Annotated in this window: 17 protein-coding genes and 1 pseudogene; 10 read left to right on the plus strand and 8 right to left on the minus strand. The window is 44.0% G+C overall.

Features of this window, described 5'->3' with window-relative positions; all coding sequences use genetic code 11:
* Positions 1–63 precede the first annotated feature (63 nt).
* From R7127_RS13350 to R7127_RS13365, 4 genes are all read right to left on the minus strand, one after another.
* Positions 64–1,779, minus strand: coding sequence for an EAL domain-containing protein (locus tag R7127_RS13350; protein WP_031778938.1), 1,716 nt, complete (start codon positions 1,777–1,779; stop codon positions 64–66).
* A gap of 211 nt (positions 1,780–1,990) precedes the next feature.
* On the minus strand, positions 1,991–3,352 hold the full coding sequence (locus R7127_RS13355) for an L-serine ammonia-lyase (RefSeq protein ID WP_005376899.1): 1,362 nt from the start codon (positions 3,350–3,352) through the stop codon (positions 1,991–1,993).
* 97 nt (positions 3,353–3,449) lie between these two features.
* Complete coding sequence (locus R7127_RS13360; protein WP_005388284.1) at positions 3,450–4,703, minus strand: aromatic amino acid transport family protein; 1,254 nt, start codon at positions 4,701–4,703, stop codon at positions 3,450–3,452.
* 345 nt (positions 4,704–5,048) lie between these two features.
* A complete protein-coding gene (locus R7127_RS13365) occupies positions 5,049–5,648 on the minus strand; it encodes a CoA pyrophosphatase (RefSeq protein WP_005376901.1) in 600 nt (199 codons plus the stop codon).
* A gap of 231 nt (positions 5,649–5,879) precedes the next feature.
* On the opposite strand from R7127_RS13365, the gene R7127_RS13370 reads away from it, so the two are divergent.
* Positions 5,880–6,419 carry a heme NO-binding domain-containing protein gene (locus R7127_RS13370; protein ID WP_005388282.1) on the plus strand — a complete coding sequence of 180 codons (540 nt, stop codon included), beginning with the start codon at positions 5,880–5,882 and terminating at the stop codon, positions 6,417–6,419.
* 7 nt (positions 6,420–6,426) lie between these two features.
* On the plus strand, positions 6,427–8,127 hold the full coding sequence (locus R7127_RS13375; protein WP_017820446.1) for an ATP-binding protein: 1,701 nt from the start codon (positions 6,427–6,429) through the stop codon (positions 8,125–8,127).
* A gap of 364 nt (positions 8,128–8,491) precedes the next feature.
* On the opposite strand, the gene pabB is transcribed toward R7127_RS13375, so the two are convergent.
* On the minus strand, positions 8,492–9,856 hold the full coding sequence (gene pabB, locus R7127_RS13380; protein ID WP_033905626.1) for an aminodeoxychorismate synthase component 1: 1,365 nt from the start codon (positions 9,854–9,856) through the stop codon (positions 8,492–8,494).
* A gap of 270 nt (positions 9,857–10,126) precedes the next feature.
* On the opposite strand from pabB, the gene R7127_RS13385 reads away from it, so the two are divergent.
* The 8 genes from R7127_RS13385 to R7127_RS13420 all read left to right on the plus strand — a co-directional run bounded on the left by R7127_RS13385 (position 10,127) and on the right by R7127_RS13420 (position 18,015).
* Positions 10,127–11,644 carry a fumarate hydratase gene (locus tag R7127_RS13385; RefSeq protein WP_005376905.1) on the plus strand — a complete coding sequence of 506 codons (1,518 nt, stop codon included), beginning with the start codon at positions 10,127–10,129 and terminating at the stop codon, positions 11,642–11,644.
* Between the two features lie 174 nt (positions 11,645–11,818).
* A complete protein-coding gene (locus R7127_RS13390; RefSeq protein ID WP_005376906.1) occupies positions 11,819–12,004 on the plus strand; it encodes a hypothetical protein in 186 nt (61 codons plus the stop codon).
* A gap of 255 nt (positions 12,005–12,259) precedes the next feature.
* The gene (locus tag R7127_RS13395) at positions 12,260–13,636 is read left to right on the plus strand and encodes a YcjX family protein (protein WP_033905625.1); all 1,377 of its coding nucleotides are present in this window, start codon (positions 12,260–12,262) and stop codon (positions 13,634–13,636) included.
* A complete protein-coding gene (locus R7127_RS13400) occupies positions 13,633–14,673 on the plus strand; it encodes a YcjF family protein (protein WP_005388274.1) in 1,041 nt (346 codons plus the stop codon). Before R7127_RS13395 ends, R7127_RS13400 begins: the two co-directional genes overlap by 4 nt.
* A gap of 100 nt (positions 14,674–14,773) precedes the next feature.
* A complete protein-coding gene (gene tyrR / locus R7127_RS13405; RefSeq protein WP_017820442.1) occupies positions 14,774–16,318 on the plus strand; it encodes a transcriptional regulator TyrR in 1,545 nt (514 codons plus the stop codon).
* Between the two features lie 36 nt (positions 16,319–16,354).
* Positions 16,355–16,939: a ribosomal protein S5-alanine N-acetyltransferase gene (gene rimJ / locus R7127_RS13410; protein WP_005376916.1), complete on the plus strand. Its 585-nt coding sequence runs from the start codon at positions 16,355–16,357 to the stop codon at positions 16,937–16,939.
* A 1-nt stretch (position 16,940) separates the two neighbouring features.
* The gene (locus tag R7127_RS13415; RefSeq protein WP_005376917.1) at positions 16,941–17,528 is read left to right on the plus strand and encodes an HD domain-containing protein; all 588 of its coding nucleotides are present in this window, start codon (positions 16,941–16,943) and stop codon (positions 17,526–17,528) included.
* 13 nt (positions 17,529–17,541) lie between these two features.
* Positions 17,542–18,015: a DUF2947 domain-containing protein gene (locus R7127_RS13420; protein ID WP_033905624.1), complete on the plus strand. Its 474-nt coding sequence runs from the start codon at positions 17,542–17,544 to the stop codon at positions 18,013–18,015.
* A 43-nt stretch (positions 18,016–18,058) separates the two neighbouring features.
* Here R7127_RS13420 and R7127_RS13425 read toward each other — a convergent pair.
* From R7127_RS13425 to xisR, 3 genes and pseudogenes are all read right to left on the minus strand, one after another.
* Positions 18,059–18,163 (minus strand): annotated as a pseudogene (locus R7127_RS13425) (integron integrase); the annotation flags it as partial.
* 52 nt (positions 18,164–18,215) lie between these two features.
* On the minus strand, positions 18,216–19,451 hold the full coding sequence (locus R7127_RS13430; RefSeq protein WP_318148409.1) for a site-specific integrase: 1,236 nt from the start codon (positions 19,449–19,451) through the stop codon (positions 18,216–18,218).
* The gene (gene xisR, locus R7127_RS13435) at positions 19,451–19,681 is read right to left on the minus strand and encodes an excisionase family protein (RefSeq protein ID WP_014232338.1); all 231 of its coding nucleotides are present in this window, start codon (positions 19,679–19,681) and stop codon (positions 19,451–19,453) included. The genes R7127_RS13430 and xisR overlap by 1 nt, the downstream gene beginning before the upstream one ends.
* Between the last annotated feature and the right edge of the window lie 48 nt (positions 19,682–19,729).

Genomic DNA, 19,729 nt, shown 5'->3' on the forward strand with positions numbered 1-19,729 from the left:
TGCCACCACGAGTTTTTATAGAGTATTAAATCTATTTTAAGTAACTAACCGAGTGAAGAAAAGCTAGCAATGAAGAGGGTAATAATAACCTTGGTGAATATAGGCGCCCAATGTTGTGAGTAAGTGAGCACTGTCTGCCGTTTCTACGCCTTCAACAATGACCGTGCAGCGATACGTATTGCCCATAGCAATTAACTGACGCAAGGTTTCTATCTTTTTATCATCAGATTTTAGGCCAATAACAAATTCTCGGTCGATTTTGAGGTAGTCAGGATTCAGCTTGCTGATAAGCGCCACATTATTATTGCCGGTGCCAAAGTCATCAATACTGATTTTACAATCCAGTGCTTTTAGTTTCGCGACATTGCCATAAATCTCAGAGGTATAATACATCGATGCATTTTCTGTGATTTCGATTGTCAGCAAACGGCAATCCCGATTAGATAGCTCTCTATATAGGATTGAAAAGTTACGCCCTCGCAGCAAAGAAGGACAAACGTTAATGCTGATAGGGATGGGCAACGCTTTTTGTTTGGTGTAGATGGAATCAATCACCAGTAAGGTATGAGTTAGCAGCAATCCATTGCGGATCAGTGTTTCAATAAACCGTTGCGTATTTTTTACCTTAAACCGGGAGAGGGCTTCGTAGTGCACAATCTTTTGTGCCGAAGTGTTATAAATCGGTTCCAGTTTTATTTTGAATTGTCGAATTGCGCACAAGTAAGCCATAAAGGCTTGTAGGGAGCGGTGACGCAGTATAATGAGAAAAAGTAAGCTCAGTAGAATGATACTTTGAAACGGTCCAGAGATGTAATACACCTCTTTATAGCCACTATTCTTTACGTGATAATTGAAAAAGCGTTCATTGGTGTTACCAATCTCTAACGACGTTCCGGTATTCGTTGATAGCTTCATACCGGAAAGAAAAAAACGTGAAATATGATTTTCAACATTGTCGGATAAGTTAATGTTTTTAACACGAACCAAAACAGTTGCGTTATTTAAGTCAAATGATTGGGTCGTGTAATTGTTATTGTTACTCCACTCTTCAAAGGCTTTTTTGCTGACAGGGACAACGGTTTCTGGAGTGACTAAGCATCGAATATTGAAACGATCTAGCATCATGCTCGATTCCACCAACTTCACATTATCAAATAGCGACTTCAGTTCGCTTTCATTAGCAAAGCAACTCCTGCGGGAAAGGCTCTCTGCAATTTCGAAGGCGTTATCCAGATAATTATGTTTAACGATGCTGTTTATCGCGTAGTAACAGATAGCAAAGAAAATGATCGCAGTGATCAACACAACCCACATCGCTTCTGAATAGATCTTTTTGTTACGCAGGCAAATACGAAGTGCTTTTCGAAGACTATTGGTTGTGTATTGATTGATCTTCTGTTGATGTTCGATGCCATTCTGGTGGTTGTTTTGCATAGTAAAAGGGATGAAGTATCCGGTCCGGTGAATGTTTTCGATAATGTTTTTGTTAGTGGTTAAGTGTTCTTCCGTGAGCTTGCGAAATTTCTTTCTTAGAGCGGCCACCGCGTTTTTAAAGCCATTTTCAGGCAGTGTCATTTTGTATTGTTGAGTGATTTTGCTTTCTATTAACCGCTGACTAATCGGCGTATTTAAACTGCCGTATGTGGCGATAGTTGACAGAATGGCGTACTCATTTGGGTTGACAGGAATGGAGTGGTGGAGTGACTGATTGAGCTCTAGAGATATTTCGTTTTCGGACAAGCAAACGCAGATTTGGTTTCCAATTTCAAACCTAATCATGTGTTGATGTGCTCCAAGTTTAATTTTTGGCTACGTTATCAATAAAGCTAGGGAAGAGATGTGATTTTTTACTGAGATATCCATAATATTTGGATATATTCAACGTTTTAGTTTTTTTTTACTTGTCCTGATAACGCATTTTCCTGGGTTTTTTAGGTATAAAAAAACCCGAGCATAAACTCGGGTTTTGATTGGTATTCAGAAAGGCGTGTTAGCAAATCACTTTGATTGCTAGACCACCTTGAGATGTTTCGCGGTATTTCGCGTTCATGTCTTTACCTGTTTCTAGCATGGTTTCGATAACCTTATCTAGAGAAACAGTTGGAGCTGAAGAGCGACGTAGTGCCATGCGAGTAGAGTTGATTGCTTTTACTGCCGCAATACCGTTACGCTCAATACATGGAACCTGAACCTGACCTGCAACTGGGTCACACGTTAGACCTAAGTTGTGCTCCATCGCGATTTCTGCTGCCATACATACTTGCTCTGGGCTACCACCCATAAGCTCAGCAAGGCCTGCTGCTGCCATAGAACATGCCACGCCAACTTCACCCTGACAGCCAACCTCTGCACCAGAGATAGACGCGTTACGCTTGTAAAGACCTCCGATTGCGCCAGAAGCTGCAAAGTAACGGATGTAATCTTTTTCAGTCACAGTTTGGATGAACTTATCGTAGTAAGCCAGTACCGCAGGGATGATGCCACACGCACCGTTAGTTGGTGCTGTAACAACGCGGCCACCTGCTGCGTTCTCTTCGTTTACTGCGAAAGCAAACATGTTTACCCAATCAACAACAGACATTGGGTCGTTTGTTGTCTTTTCTGAAGTAAGTAGCTGCTGGCGAAGTGCTGCTGCACGGCGAGGCACACGCAGTGGACCAGGCAAAATACCTTCTTCATTCATACCGCGATCCATACACTCGCGCATTGTGCGCCAGATGTTCGCGAAATAAGTACGAGTTTCTTCATCTGAATGAAGCGCATGCTCATTCTTCATGGTTAGTGCGCTGATGGACAATCCACTTTCGTGGCATTGGTTAACCAGTTCCTCTGCCGTTGTAAACGGGTAAGGTACTTTTACTGGGTTCTCAGCTTCTTTACCGAAATTTTCTTCATCAACGATGAAACCACCGCCGATAGAGTAGTAAGTTTTTGAGTACGCTTTTTCGTCATCAATCCAAGCGTGGATCTGCATGCCGTTTTCGTGTAGCTCTAGGTTTGTTTTGTGGAAGTTCATTCCACCTTCACGTGGGAACGATACTGTGTGACAGTGCATGCCAACGGGAAGGCGTTCAGTTTCTTCTACACGAGCAATAAAGCCCGGGATAGAATCGATATCAACTTTCTCAGGAGTGTTGCCTGCAAGACCCATGATGATAGCAATATCTGTGTGGTGACCTTTCCCTGTCAGTGATAGTGATCCATAAACGTCAACGGTGATTTTAGTGATGTCGCGCAGTTTTCCCATTGCACGAAGATCATCAATAAACTCTTTACCCGCTTTCATTGGGCCTACAGTGTGTGAGCTTGAAGGTCCAACACCGATTTTATAGATATCAAAAACACTAATCATATCGATTACCTCAGAAGAAAGCCTCCCAAGGGGAGTTGGGAGGCTTAATTTTATCGTTATATTTTTGGATTAATCATACTGCACTGGGCAGAGATGATTAAAGAGCGCCGTAGATTACAGAACTAATTGCAGCAAGACCACAGATTGCTGTGAAAATTTGCACAGGTGCTGAAGTTTTGTACTTAGCCATCGCAGGAACTTTTTGCATTGCGAAGATTGGCATCAAGAATAGGATTGCCGCAATCATCGGTGCACCCATTGTTTCAATCATACCTAGGATGCTTGGGTTAACGATAGCAACGATCCAAGTTGTGATTACAATGAAGATTAGAGACATCTTCTCGATCTTGCTTACTGGTGATTTTGAACGAGATTTCACTAGACCAACTAGACCTTCGTGCGCACCTAAGAAGTGGCCAAAGTAGCTAGAGGTGATCGCTGCGAAAGCAACCAATGGACCCATGTAAGAGATCAGTGGAGATTCATGCACGTTTGCTAGGTAAGAAAGAACAGAGATGTTTTGCTCTTGCGCTGTTGCTAGTTGCTCTGGAGACAGAGAAAGTACAACAGAGAAAACGAAGAACATAACAAAGCCCATCAGCATCATTGCTGCGCCACCAGTGATAGCGTCAGTTTTCTTAACTGCGTCATCACCATATACACGACGTTGCTCTTTAGAGAACTGAGAAATGATTGGGCTGTGGTTGAAAGAGAACACAATAACAGGGATTGCTAGCCAAACGATAGCTGGCATTGCACCCCAGTCAGGTGACACTTCCATCATTGAAGTGTTCCAACCAGGAATTAGGTATACAGACAGTGCTAGTAGGATGAACACGAGAGGGTAAACCATTGCTGAAGTTGCTTTCAGCATAAGCTCTTTACCGAATACTACGCCTGCTGTCATTGCAGCAATAAGTGCACCAGAAAGTAGCCAGCGAGGAATAGATTCCATGCCCATTTGGTTAACTAGGAAAGAGTCAACTGTGTTTGTGATACCAACACCGTAGATAAGTACGATTGGGTAGATAGCGAAGAAGTAAGCGAACGTAATAAGGTTTGCGCCAGTCTTACCAAAGTGCTCTTCTACTGTGTCGGTGATGTCCGCTTCAGGGTTTTTCGCAGAAAGAACGAAACGAGCTAAAGATTTGTGTGCGAACCAAGTCATTGGTGCTGCAATTAGGGCTAGGATTACTAATGGCCAGAAGCCACCTGCACCTGCTTTAATAGGAAGGAACAGTACACCTGCACCTACTGCCGTACCAAAAAGGGACAGACACCAGGTAAAGTCTTTGTAAGAAAACTTACTAGACGATTGTGCGGTAGAAACCGCAGAAGTAGTTGTATTCATTTTTTAGTTACTCATTTTGGGAACAGGAAATAAGTCGGGAGTAATTTTGCAAGATTTTACACTAGGAAAATTAGATCTAAATCATTTATTGCTTACGCTTATTGAATGATATGTCAAAAACCTGCTTTTTATCACGAAAATGATGTGCTACTCGTGATTTCTGCTAATGAGTAAAATTAGAAAAACTTATCAATAGGGCTGTTTGTATAAATTTATTTCACCGCAAGCGTTTGCGGTGAAAATGGAAAATTAATCTAATGTGAATGAATGTTTATGAAGCAACGTTTTATTAATATTGATGCGCATAATGATCGCGCCTATAAAAGCACCGATATCAACAACTGTTTAATGTGAAATAATATGTTTTTGCATTGATTCGATAATTTGTGCCGTCATGCCCCAGATGAAATGCTGTCTATATGGGATAGCAAATACACGATGACTGCTTCTTTTTAGGTCAAATTTGGTGCTATACAATTTTTTGGGGTTCAGAATATGGTTGGCAGGAACCTCAAAAACTGACTCTACTTCATTTGGGTCAATATGCGTTTTATATTCCGGAGAAACAAAAGCCAAAAAAGGTGTCACATTAAATTGACTAATCGTTGGTAGTGTAGGCAGTTGACCAAACACATGAATATGCTCATCTTCTATCCCAACTTCTTCTTTGGTTTCCCTTAAAGCGGTATTCACGAGCTGAATATCTTCCTGCTCATATTTGCCACCGGGAAAGCTGATTTGTCCCGGATGATGGCGTAAGTGGGCTGCACGCTTAGTCAGAATGACTTGTAACCCGTCATCGCGTTCCACAAAACCGATTAAGACTGCCGCATCTCTCAGGGACTTTTCTTTCATCCATTTCAGTCGTGCAAGGGACTCTTTGTGGTAGCCCGTTGGAAGCCGAAATTGAAAGTTCTGTAGTAAATGAGTTTTGTCGATAACCAAACTGAGTCCTTATTTATCGTGCCTAACCATTATTTATTATACTCAAAGACGGCAAAGCGTATGGCGTTATCGTTACTGGTTACCAAATAAAACATTCGCATTAAAGCACTCGCCAGCACTTTCCCTCTTTGTGTTGTGTGTCTCACTCTGCTTGAACATATTAATTTGAAACTTATAAGGTTATACACCATTCTTTATTTTAGGACGTCACTATAGGACAAGTATTGGCCAATGAAAGGGATTATTTTCACCGAGTTCATGGAGTTAGTAGAAGAGAAATTCGGTCTTGATGTGTTAGACCAAGTTCTCGATCTTTCTAACGATGAAGGTGTTTACACCGCTGTTGGTAGTTACGATCACAAAGACTTGGTTAAGTTGATCGTGAATCTCAGTAAAGTATCTGGTGTTCCCCCCGAGCAACTGCAAGAAGTGTTTGGAGAGTGCGTCTTTTTGAATTTACTTCGCTCCATTCCTAGTCACGCCAGTTTGCAACAGTGTGAAACGACGTTTCAATTTGTTCGCCATGTTGAAGACTTTATTCATGTCGAAGTTAAGAAGCTCTATCCTGATGCTAACCCTCCGCAATTTGATTTCATTAGTGAAAACCAATCCCAATTGGTATTTGACTACCACAGCGCAAGATGTATGTCTCACGTATGCTTAGGATTGATAAAAGGCTGTGCTGCGCATTTTGGTGAGGTAGTTCATATCAAACATCAAAACCAGTCAGAGGATGGCAGCAAAGTACGTTTTTGGTTAGAGGCTCAATAAGAACGATATGACGGGAAGTTCCTCATTAGAAAGGAAACTCAAACGAGAAGTTGCATCAAGAAAAGCAGCTGAGCAGCTGTTGGAACAGAAAAGCTTAGAGTTATATGAATCCAACCAGCAACTCAGTGTTGCATTGAAAAAGCTGGAGCTGAAATCTAAAAAGGATCTTCGTAAGTTTGAGTTTGAAGAGCAAATTGATGCGACGTTGATTAAGTTCGGTCGTACTTTTTTATCGAGCACGTTCGATGAAGCAATGATAGCGAGCTTTATTGAGCAGCTCACTTCTAACTCGATCATTTCTGCGGCTTACTTGTTTCTTGACGCTACAAAGCTGAGCTCATTGCGTCGTCATCACTTTGGTCACATACAGCTTCGTCATAACAACGAGATTTTCACCACTCCTAATTGGCAGGGAGAGAATTTGCATTTGCCAGTTATCATTGATGGGGAAACGGTTGGGGAGTTGATTTTCTCTGTGTTGCAAGATCAAATCGATCAGTCTTTTATTTCCAAACAGATGGAGCTCGTGTCTGACTTAGTTCATGGTGTTATTGGTCGACACTTAAGTTTAGAGCGAGAGGTCGAGCTGAGAAAGCGGGCTGAGGAATCAGAGAAAGCGACGAAGGAGTTTGTCGCCATGATTAACCATGAGCTGCGAACTCCTCTCAATGGCGTATTGGGTAGTGCGGAGTTATTGAGTCGAACCCAATTAGAAGAAGAGCAGCGTCAATACTTGAGCAATCTGACTCAATCAGGGGACTTATTGAGAGTTATCATTAATGATCTTCTTGATTTCAGTAAGATGAATGCCGGTATGATGGAAATCATACATAAAGTTTTTGCCTGGGAGGAGCTTGAAAAAGCCATCATGGGTGTATTTGCAGCTAAGGCTGCGGAAAAGCGCATCCATTTCTCTATCGACAAAAAGCTGGGGATTCCAGAATTTTTAGTCGGTGACTTAGAGCGCATTACACAAATTTTGGTTAACTTAGTGGGAAACGCGATTAAGTTTACTCACTTGGGTGGCGTCGTGTTACGGGTGGAATGGCTTAACGGCACGGCTTATTTTGAGGTTGAAGACACTGGTATTGGCATCCCAATAAAAGCACAGCCGTCACTCTTTGATCCATTTGTCCAAGTTGATCGCTCGGCGAAACGCAGCTTTGAAGGCTCAGGTTTAGGTCTCGCGATTTGTAAAAACCTCGTGGATTTGATGCAAGGTCAAATTAGCTTTGAGAGTGAAGAGCGCAAAGGGACAACTTTTAAAGTTGCTATTCCTCTTGAGGAAGGGCAAGCACAAGGCACAGCAGAGGGGGAATTGGTCACCATAGAGCGAAGCGATTTAGCAGGACGCTCAATATTAGTGGTTGATGACATCAGAATGAATCAAGTCATTGTTACTCAAATGCTGAAAAAACTCGACATTACACCTGATTTAAAAGCCAACGGCAAAGAAGCATTAGAAGCGGTGAAAAGTAAAGACTACGAACTGATATTCATGGACTGCCGAATGCCTGAAATGGATGGTTATGAGGCGACGATGTATCTGAGAGAGCGTGGCTTTACTCATCCTATTATTGCATTAACCGCTGGCACTACCATCGAAGAGCGTCAAAAGTGTATTGATTCAGGCATGGACGACATCCTCACTAAGCCGTACACCGCAACCGATATTGAACAGATTATGTGTAAGTGGCTTGAGCAGTAGACGCTGCCTCTTAAAAAGTATGTTTGTTGGCCAACGGCTAAAAGCTAAAGTACATGCAAATAAAATACACAAAAAAACGCACCACACTGGATAATGCCGATCATTTAACGATGTTTTTTGGGTCATTCTATCGAGCCTTGGCGAGACTAAGAATCTAGTAGCAGCACGCCGAGCGGGTAATGAAACAAATTTGACCACAAAGTGCTTGAATAGAAGAACCTGTATCACGCTCCTTCGTCGCTGTGCAGGGTGATGAGATACAGAAATATGCCACTCGCTGTTAAATGAGCGGCATTACCGTTCTGGAGGCGTTTTAGATTGTTTTCGTCAATAGCATTAAAGCGACGTTGTCCACGGTTGAAATCTACGATTGCAGCGCTGGTAAAATCTTTGAAAGCTTGTCCAACGTTTCTTGATACTCAGAGGCGCAATCGCTATCTGCCACGACGCCGCCGCCAGCCCAAGCGTAAAGTTTGTTTTGTTCCGCTACAAGAGTTCGGATAGTAATGCTGGTGTCCATACGACCATGGCGTGAAATGTAGCCAATACTGCCGCAATACGCGCTGCGTCGATGCGGCTCCAGTTCTTCAATGATCTGCATTGCGCGAACTTTAGGTGCGCCCGTAATTGAACCGCCTGGAAAACACGCTCGCAGCAAATCCGCAGGAGCGTATTGTTCATCCAAATTTGCACGAATGGTGCTCACCAAATGATGCACGGCAGGGAAGCTTTCAATATCGAACAGCTTTGGAACGTGAACGCTACCCGGTGATGCAACTCGACCAATATCATTACGCAGCAAATCGACAATCATCAGGTTTTCTGCCTGATCTTTTTCCGCTGTCTGCAAGTCATAGGCATTAGCGTTATCTTTCGTTGGATCTTCGCTGCGTGGTCGAGTACCTTTGATTGGTTTCGTTTCAATGACGCGATCTTTGAGCTCTAAAAAGCGCTCTGGAGAGATACTCAAAATCGAAGACTCAGGCATACGGATAAACGCTGAGAATGGCGCTTGGTTTGCGGACTCCAATTTCAGATACGCTTGCCACTCACTGCCTTGATACGGTGCGTTAAAGCGCTGCGCCAAATTGATCTGATAACAGTCACCGCTCAACAAGTATTCTTGCACCTGGTCAAAGCGAGTGGCGTAGCTCTCTTTCGTCATGTTTGACTGCCAATCACCAGACAAAGCGAAGTCAACGGTTTGTTCTGCTTTTTGCTCGTTTAACCATTGCCAAGCTTGCTCGATGTTCTGACCGACTAAGCATGCTTTTTTTAGCTGGTGGTCAACAACAACGGCCCATTCATACAGACCTACCGCCATATCCGGCGTGTTGAGGTCCTTTTCTGCCACTTCTGGCATCGTTTCTACGCGGCGACCTAAATCGTAACTGAAGTAACCGAGCGCACCGCCGACAAAAGGCAAATCCAATTCTTTATTTAACTCTACGTGAGGAAGCCACTGTTCTTGCAACTGATGAAGCAGCGCAAATGGGTCATCTTGAGTTGAATAGGCATTCGATGGTGTTTCAACTTGTGTGTTGTCGGCAGTGGTTTCTAACGTTGCAATTGGGTTGGCAACCAATACATCGAAGCGGCTATCGATATGCGTTTTTGATGCAGAACGCAGCAACATCGCCCAAGGTAGGTGTTGAATGCGAGAAAAAAGGTGAAGAGCAAACTCTGGTGCGTATTCCAGCGCTTTAAAATCAATGAATTGATTGTCCATGTTGTTCATTTGTGTAATTTGTGACAAAGAGATCGTTCACTGCATGGCATGTCATGGGCAGCAAGAGTATCATATTCCTCTGTATAGCCAAACTCCCTCTATTCATAGGGTTTTGAGATGGTTTACAAGTAGGCAACTTCAGCGTTTCGTGTGTCGATATCAGCCGTTCGACAATTGTTTATAAAAAACGAAGCTCAAAAGAGCAATAAGCTCAACAAACACGATTGAAGCCAAGCCAATAATGGAAGCATAACTATAACGAGGCATGTAATGACGGTAATACGCAAGCAGGATGTGATCAGCAGTGTCGCTGATGCGCTACAGTATATTTCTTACTACCACCCGCTAGACTTTGTTCAAGCTCTTGAAAAAGCCTATCACCGCGAAGAGAGTCAAGCCGCGAAAGACGCGATTGCTCAGATCCTAATTAACTCCCGAATGTCCGCAGAAGGTCACCGTCCAATTTGTCAGGATACTGGTATTGTGACGTGTTTCGTCAACATCGGTATGGGCGTGCAATGGGATTCGACCGACATGACGGTTCAGCAGATGGTAGATGAAGGTGTTCGACAAGCGTACACGAACCCTGATAACCCGTTGCGTGCGTCAGTACTTATGGACCCTGCTGGTAAACGTATTAATACCAAAGACAACACGCCTGCCGTCGTACATATCAACATGGTTCCGGGCGATAAAGTTGAAATTCAGATCGCTGCGAAGGGCGGCGGTAGCGAAAACAAAACTAAGATGGTGATGCTAAACCCATCTGACGATATTGCTGAGTGGGTAGAAAAAACGCTACCAACAATGGGGGCGGGCTGGTGTCCTCCTGGCATGCTTGGCATTGGTATCGGCGGTACGGCTGAAAAAGCAGCGGTATTGGCAAAAGAATCTCTAATGGAACACATCGATATTCAAGAGCTTATTGACCGTGGCCCACAAAACGCAGAAGAAGAGCTTCGTTTGGATATCTTCAATCGCGTGAACAAACTTGGTATCGGTGCGCAAGGTCTTGGCGGTTTGACGACTGTTGTCGACGTTAAAATCAAAACTGCGCCAACGCACGCGGCTTCTAAGCCTGTTTGTTTGATCCCGAACTGTGCGGCGACTCGTCACGTACACTTCACGCTTGATGGTAGCGGCCCAGCAGAGCTAACACCACCTAAACTAGAAGATTGGCCAGATATCACTTGGGAAGCGGGCGAAAATACGCGTCGCGTAAACTTAGACACAATTACTAAAGAAGAAGTACAAGAGTGGAAGACAGGCGAAACGGTTCTTTTATCAGGTAAAATTCTGACTGGTCGTGATGCTGCGCATAAACGTATTCAAGGCATGCTAGATAACGGTGAAGGTCTACCTGAAGGCGTAGATCTAAACGGTAAGTTCATTTACTACGTAGGCCCTGTCGATGCAGTTGGTGATGAAGTCGTTGGTCCTGCTGGCCCAACAACATCAACGCGTATGGATAAATTCACCGACATGATGCTAGAAAAGACCGGCATCATGGGCATGATCGGTAAAGCTGAGCGTGGCCCTGCAACGGTTGAATCTATCAAGAATCACAAAGCGGTTTACCTAATGGCTGTAGGTGGCGCTGCGTACTTGGTGGCGAAAGCAATCAAGAAAGCTCGCGTTGTCGCATTTGAAGATTTAGGTATGGAAGCGATTTACGAATTTGAAGTTGAAGATATGCCAGTAACAGTGGCCGTCGACTCAAATGGTGTTAACGCGCACCAAATTGGTCCAGACACTTGGAAAGTGAAAATTCAAGAGATGGAAGCATAAGGCAAAGGGCAATCTTGCTGCGTCTCAGTAGAGAGAATGTGACAAGGTGCTGATTTACCTAGCAAACAATTGACAAAAGTGCAGCGAAACCTGCACTTTTTGTCTATATAATTAAGGATATAAACCTTTAGGCATAGCAATCAAACGTTATGCGAACAATAATTAGGAGACGGCATGCCTCGTTTTATTCAGATTCTACAAATTATTCTTGCTGTAGTGATAGGTGGCTTTGTTGGCTATGACTTGATTCTTCACGGTATCAGCATCTTTGATGAAAAGTACGTGACCATCACATGTGTGTTGTGGTTGATTTTGGAAATCGCTCTATTTGTTATCTATAAGTTAATCGAAGACGACTAGGCTTAAAGAAAGCGGGTTCCTGTTTAACATAGTAATCAGCGCATATAGAGTTACTAATGCTGTAGATTAAGTAAGCCTCTGAACCACTCAGGGGCTTTTCTTTTTTAACACAGCATTAAGCCGGATGTTTTGTTCATCTTTTATTAAGGTATATAAAGTTAAACTCATAGAATTCGGGATAGAACAGTATTCATAGATCGAAATTCGAAGTCGCTGACAACGTTGTTTTAAAGTGGAGTAAGATAAAGAAGCGTAATGAAGAGAATAAAGAAAGAAGTTAATGACTTTATCAACAGAGGTATGGACTCTAATGTTCGAATTGCTGTCACCGGACTTTCTCGTGCCGGTAAGACGGCATTCATCACGTCATTAGTGAATCAGCTTCTTCATACTGCAACCCATGACAATTTGCCTCTTTTGACTGCGGCTAGAGATAAGCGCCTTATTGGGGCGAAGCGTGAGCCTCAATCGAATATGATGGTGCCACGCTTTGCTTACGATGAGGCGATGAGCCAAATTCATGCCACTCCACCTCAGTGGCCAGTACCGACACGTGATGTGAGTGAGATTCGCTTAGCGCTCAAGTACAAACCAAATAAAACTACGAAAAAGCTGTTGAGTAAAACCGCAATTTTAAATGTTGATATTATCGACTATCCAGGAGAGTGGTTGCTCGACCTGCCTTTATTGGACATGGACTTTGCAACGTGGTCGCAAACTCAGTTTGATGCACTTAAAGGCCAGCGTGGCGATTTAGCCAAAGCTTGGCTTTCTGAACTGGAGAAAGTGGATCTCTTTGCAGAAGTGAATGAGAAACTACTTGAGAAAGTTGCACACACATACACCGAGTACCTTCATGCCTGTAAAGACGCTGGCCTTCATTGGGTTCAGCCTGGCCGCTTTGTATTACCTGGTGAGCTAGCAGGCGCGCCGGTGCTACAGTTTTTTCCGTGTCGTGTTGATTCGGAAAGCAAAGCGTCCAAGGGCAGTAACTTAGCGATGTTAGAAGCCCGTTTTCAGGAATACCAACAGAAAGTCGTGAAAGCGTTTTATAAGCATCATTTTGCGACCTTCGATCGCCAGATTGTACTGGTGGATTGTTTGCAGCCTCTCAATGCCGGTGATGAAGCGTTTTACGACATGCGCCAAGCGCTAGAACAGATCATGCATAGCTTCCGCTATGGTCGTAGTAGCTTTTTGCGTCGTTTGTTCTCACCAAAAATCGACAAAGTGTTGTTTGCTGCTACAAAAGCGGATCATATCACGCCCGATCAGCACCCAAATTTGGTGTCTCTGCTCCAACAAATGGTGCATCCAGCATGGCAAACGGCAGCCTACGAGAATATTGAGATGAGCTGCATGAGTATCGCTTCCATCCAAGCAACCACGACGGGGTTTATTTCCTCTGGAGATAAGACCATCCCGGCGTTACAAGGAACAACATTGGGTGGTGAGCCGATGACTATGTTTCCCGGAGAGGTGCCGAAAAAGCTACCAAATGCAGCGTATTGGCAAAACAACGGGTTTGATTTTACGTCGTTTCGTCCGATGCCCTTACCGAATGATGAGCCAGTGAAGCACATACGCTTAGACAAAGCATTGGATTACCTGATTGGAGATAAATTGAAATGAGTGAGTTGAAGCAAAAACAAGTTTTCTCTGAAAAGGTAATGGAAAAAGAGCAGCAATCGAATCAACCGGAATTGACGGCGCAGCAAACATTCGGCGAAAAAGAAACATTTGTACCTGTTGAAGTTAAAGAAGCGCACCAGGAGACCGAACAGGAATTGCAACTCGAGCATGTCATTCGTCCAAAATCGGGCAGAAAATGGCTCGCGACTGGCGCATTTGCAACTTTTGCTGGTCTGGTTGGCTGGCAAGCGGTGGACTCGGTTATAACCGCAATTCAGGCTTCTGATTGGCTAGCCTTAAGCTGGACGGGGTTTATTGCTGCGATCGCTTCGCTTGGTTTAGGAGCTATGGGTAAAGAGCTTTGGAAACTGCGAAAACTACGAAATCATTTTAGTGTTCAAGAAGAAGCAGAAGCACTTGTTAATAGTGAGAGCGTTGGGAAAGGGAAAGCCTTTTGCGAAACCGTAGCAGAACAAAGTGGTGTGATGGCAGAGAATCCGGGCTTTGATCGTTGGCAGAACAGTATTAACCCTGCTCATAGTGACGCTGAAATTCTTGATATGTATGACTCGATGGTGGTGAGCCAACAAGACAAGTTGGCAACGAAAATCGTATCACAGCACGCAACCGAGTGTGCGGCCCTAGTCGCCGTGAGCCCTCTGGCTGCCGCTGATATGTTGCTGGTGGCTTGGCGAAATTTCAAAATGATCGACAACCTCTCCAAAGTATATGGGGTAGAGCTAGGTTATGCCTCTCGCATCAAGTTACTAAGAGCGGTATTTGTCAATATGGCGGCGGCTGGAGCCAGTGAGCTCGCTATTGATGCCAGTATGGATTTGATGTCGATGGATCTTGCTGGCAAAGTTTCTGCTCGTGCAGGGCAGGGACTAGGTGTTGGTATTCTAACGGCACGTTTGGGCTTGAAAGCGATGACCTTATTGCGTCCACTACCCTGGTATCCTGACCGTCAGGTTAAGTTGGGCACCATACGCAAGGCAGTGGCGGCGAAAGTTGCATCAATTACGATGAAACCGTAACGAATATCAACTTTGATGGATAGGATTGCTTGACGCCATTCCAAGCATGATAGAAACTACTGTCAACTTTTCCTGACAGTTGTGAATTGGGATATTTTAAGTGCGTCTTGAAGTCTTATGTGAAGATCGACTCGGCTTGACCCGAGAACTGCTCGATATTTTAGCGTCTAAAAGCATCGACTTGCGTGGTATCGAAATCGATATTAGCGGTATTATCTATTTGAATTGCCCGGATATTGATTTTGATACGTTTAGTGAGCTGATGGCTGAAATCCGCCGTATTCCGGGGGTGAAAGACGTACGTAAAATCCAGTTTATGCCGATGGAGCGCCACAATACGGAGCTGCTCTCGTTAGTTGATAACTTGCCCGATCCGGTTTTTGCCATTGATCTTAAAGGTGCCGTAGACATGGCAAACATGTCTGCACTTTCATTGCTTGGCCTTCACAAGCAAGAAGTGATTGGTACTCAAATCGGTGCTTTGTTACCAAGTGTTCGTTTCTCTCGTTGGTCTGAAGGTGTTAATGGTCGAACGCGGGAAAACCTTGTGATTGATGGCTTGGACTATGTTCTAGAGTTGATGCCCGTTTATATCCGAGACGAAGCGCAAAACTCGACTCTAGCGAGTACTCTAATGACGATTCGCTCTAGTCAGCAAGTTGCCAGAATTGAAGAAGCACTACCGCTGCATAATCCTCTGGGTTTTGAGCACTTTGTTGGTATATCGAACCGTCATAAAGCACTAATGAACCAAGCTAAGAAGCTGTCTGTGCTTGACCAACCATTGTTGATTGAGGGCGAAACGGGGACTGGTAAAGAAATGCTTGCTAAAGCTTGCCACAGCCGTTCTAGCCGCGCGAGCAAGCCATTCCTAGTTTTGAGTTGTGCTTCTATGCCTGACGATGTAGCAGAAACCGAACTTTTTGGTCATGCGCCGGGTTCATTCAATCATGAACAAGGCCACAAAGGCATCTTTGAGCAAGCAAATGGCGGCACGGTATTTCTTGATGAAATCGGTGAAATGAGTTCGCACCTTCAAATCAAGCTGTTACGTTTTCTACAGGATGGTAATTTCCGTCGTGTCGGTGCAGAAGATGAGATGCATGTCGATGTTCGTATCATCGCTTCAACAAAACATAACCTTGCCGAGCTTTCTGAAGCAGGAATGTTCCGTGAAGATTTGTATTATCGTCTCAACGTACTTACGCTCAGCATTCCTCCGTTACGTAAGCGCTCAAACGACGTTGCACCATTGCTTGAGTTGTTTGTGGCGAAACATGCTCAACAGCTTGGGATTGATAAGCCAGAGTTTGATGATGGTCTAGTTGATGCCCTTGCAAATTATCAGTGGCCAGGAAACATGCGCCAGCTGGATAACATGGTTCTTCGAGCGCTCACGGAAATGGATGGTGATATACTAAACGCGGATCACTTCAATTTACCTCAGCCTCAGTCAGTCGGCGCTGGTAGTGCAACGCTTAACATCGACGGTTCTTTGGATGAGATCATGCGTGATTATGAATCTCAAGTTCTGGAACGTTTGTATCAGTCATTCCCATCAAGCCGCAAGCTTGCTAAGCGCTTGAATGTATCGCATACCTCAATCGCTAATAAACTGCGTGATTACGGTATACGTAAGAATTAATCGAATTGAACGAAAAGACGGAATTAATCATTTGTAATGGAAGATAACAGCTCATCTATCGCCGTTCATAAGTTGGACGGTGACTTGCTTCTTCGTACCGCTGAAATCGGTGACGCAGATATGATTGCCGAATATTTTCAAGCCAACCGAGAATACCTGAAACCGTTTGAACCGAAACGTGAAGAGGCTTTTTTCTCAGTGAACGGTTGGTTGCAAAAGCTTATCAAGCTCAATGAGCTGCATCGAATGGGATTGGGGTATTATTGCCTTTTAGTCAGAGCCTCTTCGGGTGAAATGCTAGGTACGATATCCTTTAGTAGTTTGAGTCGTTTTCCTTTTTATTCTTGTAACGTCGGATATTCTCTCGCTGAAAAAGCGCAAGGGCATGGTTATATGCGTCGTGGATTAACCATGGCTTGCGACTACATGTTTAACGTTCAGAAACTGCATCGTATTCAAGCTGGCTACATGCCTCACAATAAACGCAGTGAAGCTGTGCTAGAGCATGTAGGTTTCAACCGAGAAGGGTATGCAAAAGATTACCTTTTGATTAATGGTGAGTGGCAAGACCACGTTCTAACGTCGCTTATTAATCCGAATTGGCAGCCAGAAGGGCGATAGTATGGAACGATTGGAAAAGCAGTTAGCACTTGTAATCGAGCTCGATAAACTCAAAAGCATTTTGCGCCGAACTCGAGTTAAAAGTGCTGAAGGGCGCCTCGAAAATAGTGGTGAGCATAGTTGGCATGTCGCACTGATGGCAATATTGATGGAAGAGCATGCGAATGCACCTGTTGATATTTGCCGAGTGATGAAAATGTTATTGATACATGACGTAGTAGAGATCGACGCGGGCGATACCTTTGTTTATGATACTGCTGCGTCTCAAGAGCAAGCAGAAAAAGAAATTAGAGCTGCAGAGCGCTTGTTTGGTATGTTACCCAGCGATCAGGAGCAAGAGCTATTGGCGCTTTGGCATGAATTTGAAGCCGCGCAGACCGATGATGCTAAGTATGCAAAAGCACTCGATCGATTAATTCCAATGCTCTTGAACTACCATAATAATGGTCAGAGTTGGAAGGAACATGGTGTCTCACGCGAACAAGCACTTACCATTAATAAACGAATTGAATTTGGCTCTGTTACCTTATGGGACAAAGCGAAAGAGTTGATTGAAGAAGCCACAGAGAAAGGTTGGCTGAAATCGTAATAAAGGAGACTGAATGTCTTATTTGCCTTTGGATGAATACCAAAGAAAATGGATTTTTACGCATCAGTCGATGCCTATGCCAGAAGAAGATTTGGCTTTTATTAAGCCGATGAGCCAAGCCCGTTCAGCACAATTTTGGAAAGAAAATATCAGTGCTCAAAGCCCTGATATGGATAGACTTAGTTCCCAAGACTGGCCAATGAATGAGGCGAATTGGTCTGAAACTGTGGATTGGATGGCTGCCTGGGAGTCGGATGATCCTGACATGCTAGCGGAAGTTGAGGCACATATCGATTGGCAAGACGATGTGACCGTTTACTTTTGCTACGAGAAGTACAATGTCATCGAAACGAAATGGTCTATTTTTAAAAAGCACTGGAAGAACTTTCTCTTTTATGACGATGGTCCGATACTAATAGGACGTCGCCGTTCACAAGCACTTTGGTTTGATTCAAAAGGCAATGTGAAACTCGGTGTTCGTCAATAACGAGTTATAAAGCAAAGCCACCTTTCGAGGTGGCTTTGTTTTTCTAAAGGCTGGATAATGGACTCAACACACCGCCAGCCCCGCGCTCGATAACGTGAGTATAGATTTGCGTGGAATATACACCCACGCTATAAGTGATTGTTTTTATTGGTTGGTATCACGCCCCGAATGAAGTGGGGCGCTGGTGGGACAATCGAAAATTATTTATTTGAAGCCATGATCCCATTTAAGTATTCGATCTGCTCGTGAGAGTGCGACTTCATGAATCTGCCGTAAACACGTTCCAACATCATAGTGCTCTTGTGTCCCATTTGCTCTGCGATAAAAGATAGGTTTGCGCCTTTGGTGATCAACCAGCAAGCGTAGGTATGTCGAGACTGATATGAGCAGCGATGGCGAATAGCAGCTCGCTTTAGAGCGCGTGACCATAGTCGATTGTATGTTGTCGTCTTATAGGTCTCACTCGGTGCTTGGCCGTTACGACGTTCTGGAATAAATACGAACCGAACGCTTTCCTGGCGAAAGGTGTTGGATCCTTTTACTTCCACAAAAATATCCCTCACCGGGCTAAACATAGTTAGTTCTCTTTGAGACTTAAGGGCGAGGAGCGCAGGCTCAAGTAAGTGAATAGTTCGCTCTGACTTCTTATTCTTAGGTGTTGTGAACTTTCGTTCAATCGTGACGTTGCGAGTAACCTCGATCGTACCTTTCTCAAGATCGATGTCTTCCCACGCTAACGCACAAAGTTCACCAGTTCGCATTCCAGTGTAAATGGCTAAGGTGAACATATTCCGCTGCTGTAGGTTTGTCGTTGATTCTATTAGCTGGTGGAATTCTTCGAGTTCTAATGGATCCGGTTCACCAGAGCCACCACTCAGCAACTCAACATGCAGAAATGGATTGTCCTCGATAAACTTTGACTTCACCGCTAAGTCAAAGCATCGGCGCAGAAGTTTGATCATATTATTGATCGTCTTAGCGCTTCGTGATGCACCAGTGCGAGTAGGGGAGTCGACCATTAACTTTTGGCATTTGAGTGCGTCCATGATCGTGATGGTGGAAATAGTTCGTTCCTCTCCAACAAACAAGCAGCATGCCCTTGCTGTAGTACTCAATACATAAAGCGATTGAGAGGCCATTGTGGTTTGCTTCAATTGAATATAGTCATCAAACAACTCGCGAACGGTAAGGTTCTTACCTCGCTGTTCTGGCGTCGCAAAAAGTTGTGCTTTCTTTGATGTTGGAAAGCGAGATAAGTAATCAAATGTACCTAATGAAATTTCAGAAAGTATAGAAGCGCGTAGATGACCTGCTTTTTTGAGATTGCCTTTGGTGACTTCCCATCCTTTTAGTGTCTCCCGACAACGCATCTCGCGGTAAGTAAAACTAATGCGGATAGACTTACCGCGGATCTCTACACCTTCTGGTGTGTTCATTACGCAACCCTTTCTCTTGCTGAAAACTCATCAATGGCAACACGGTCATACTTGAAACTTTTGCCACCACCACTACTCTTACCGGATGCTTTTTTAAAGTGAACGCCTTCAACCCAACGAAACTGACGATAGTCTTTGATTTCATTGGTGGACATGCCTGTTAAATCCATCAAAAGATCTTCTTTCACCCAGCGGCTAGGCTCTAGTTGAATCACCGTAAATGTTCTCATCGGTAAACTCCTATATAGTTGAATTGAGAGAAGAGCAGGGCAACCACC

This window comes from Vibrio sp. 1159, assembly GCF_033340395.1.
Taxonomy (GTDB): Bacteria; Pseudomonadota; Gammaproteobacteria; order Enterobacterales; family Vibrionaceae; genus Vibrio; species Vibrio alginolyticus.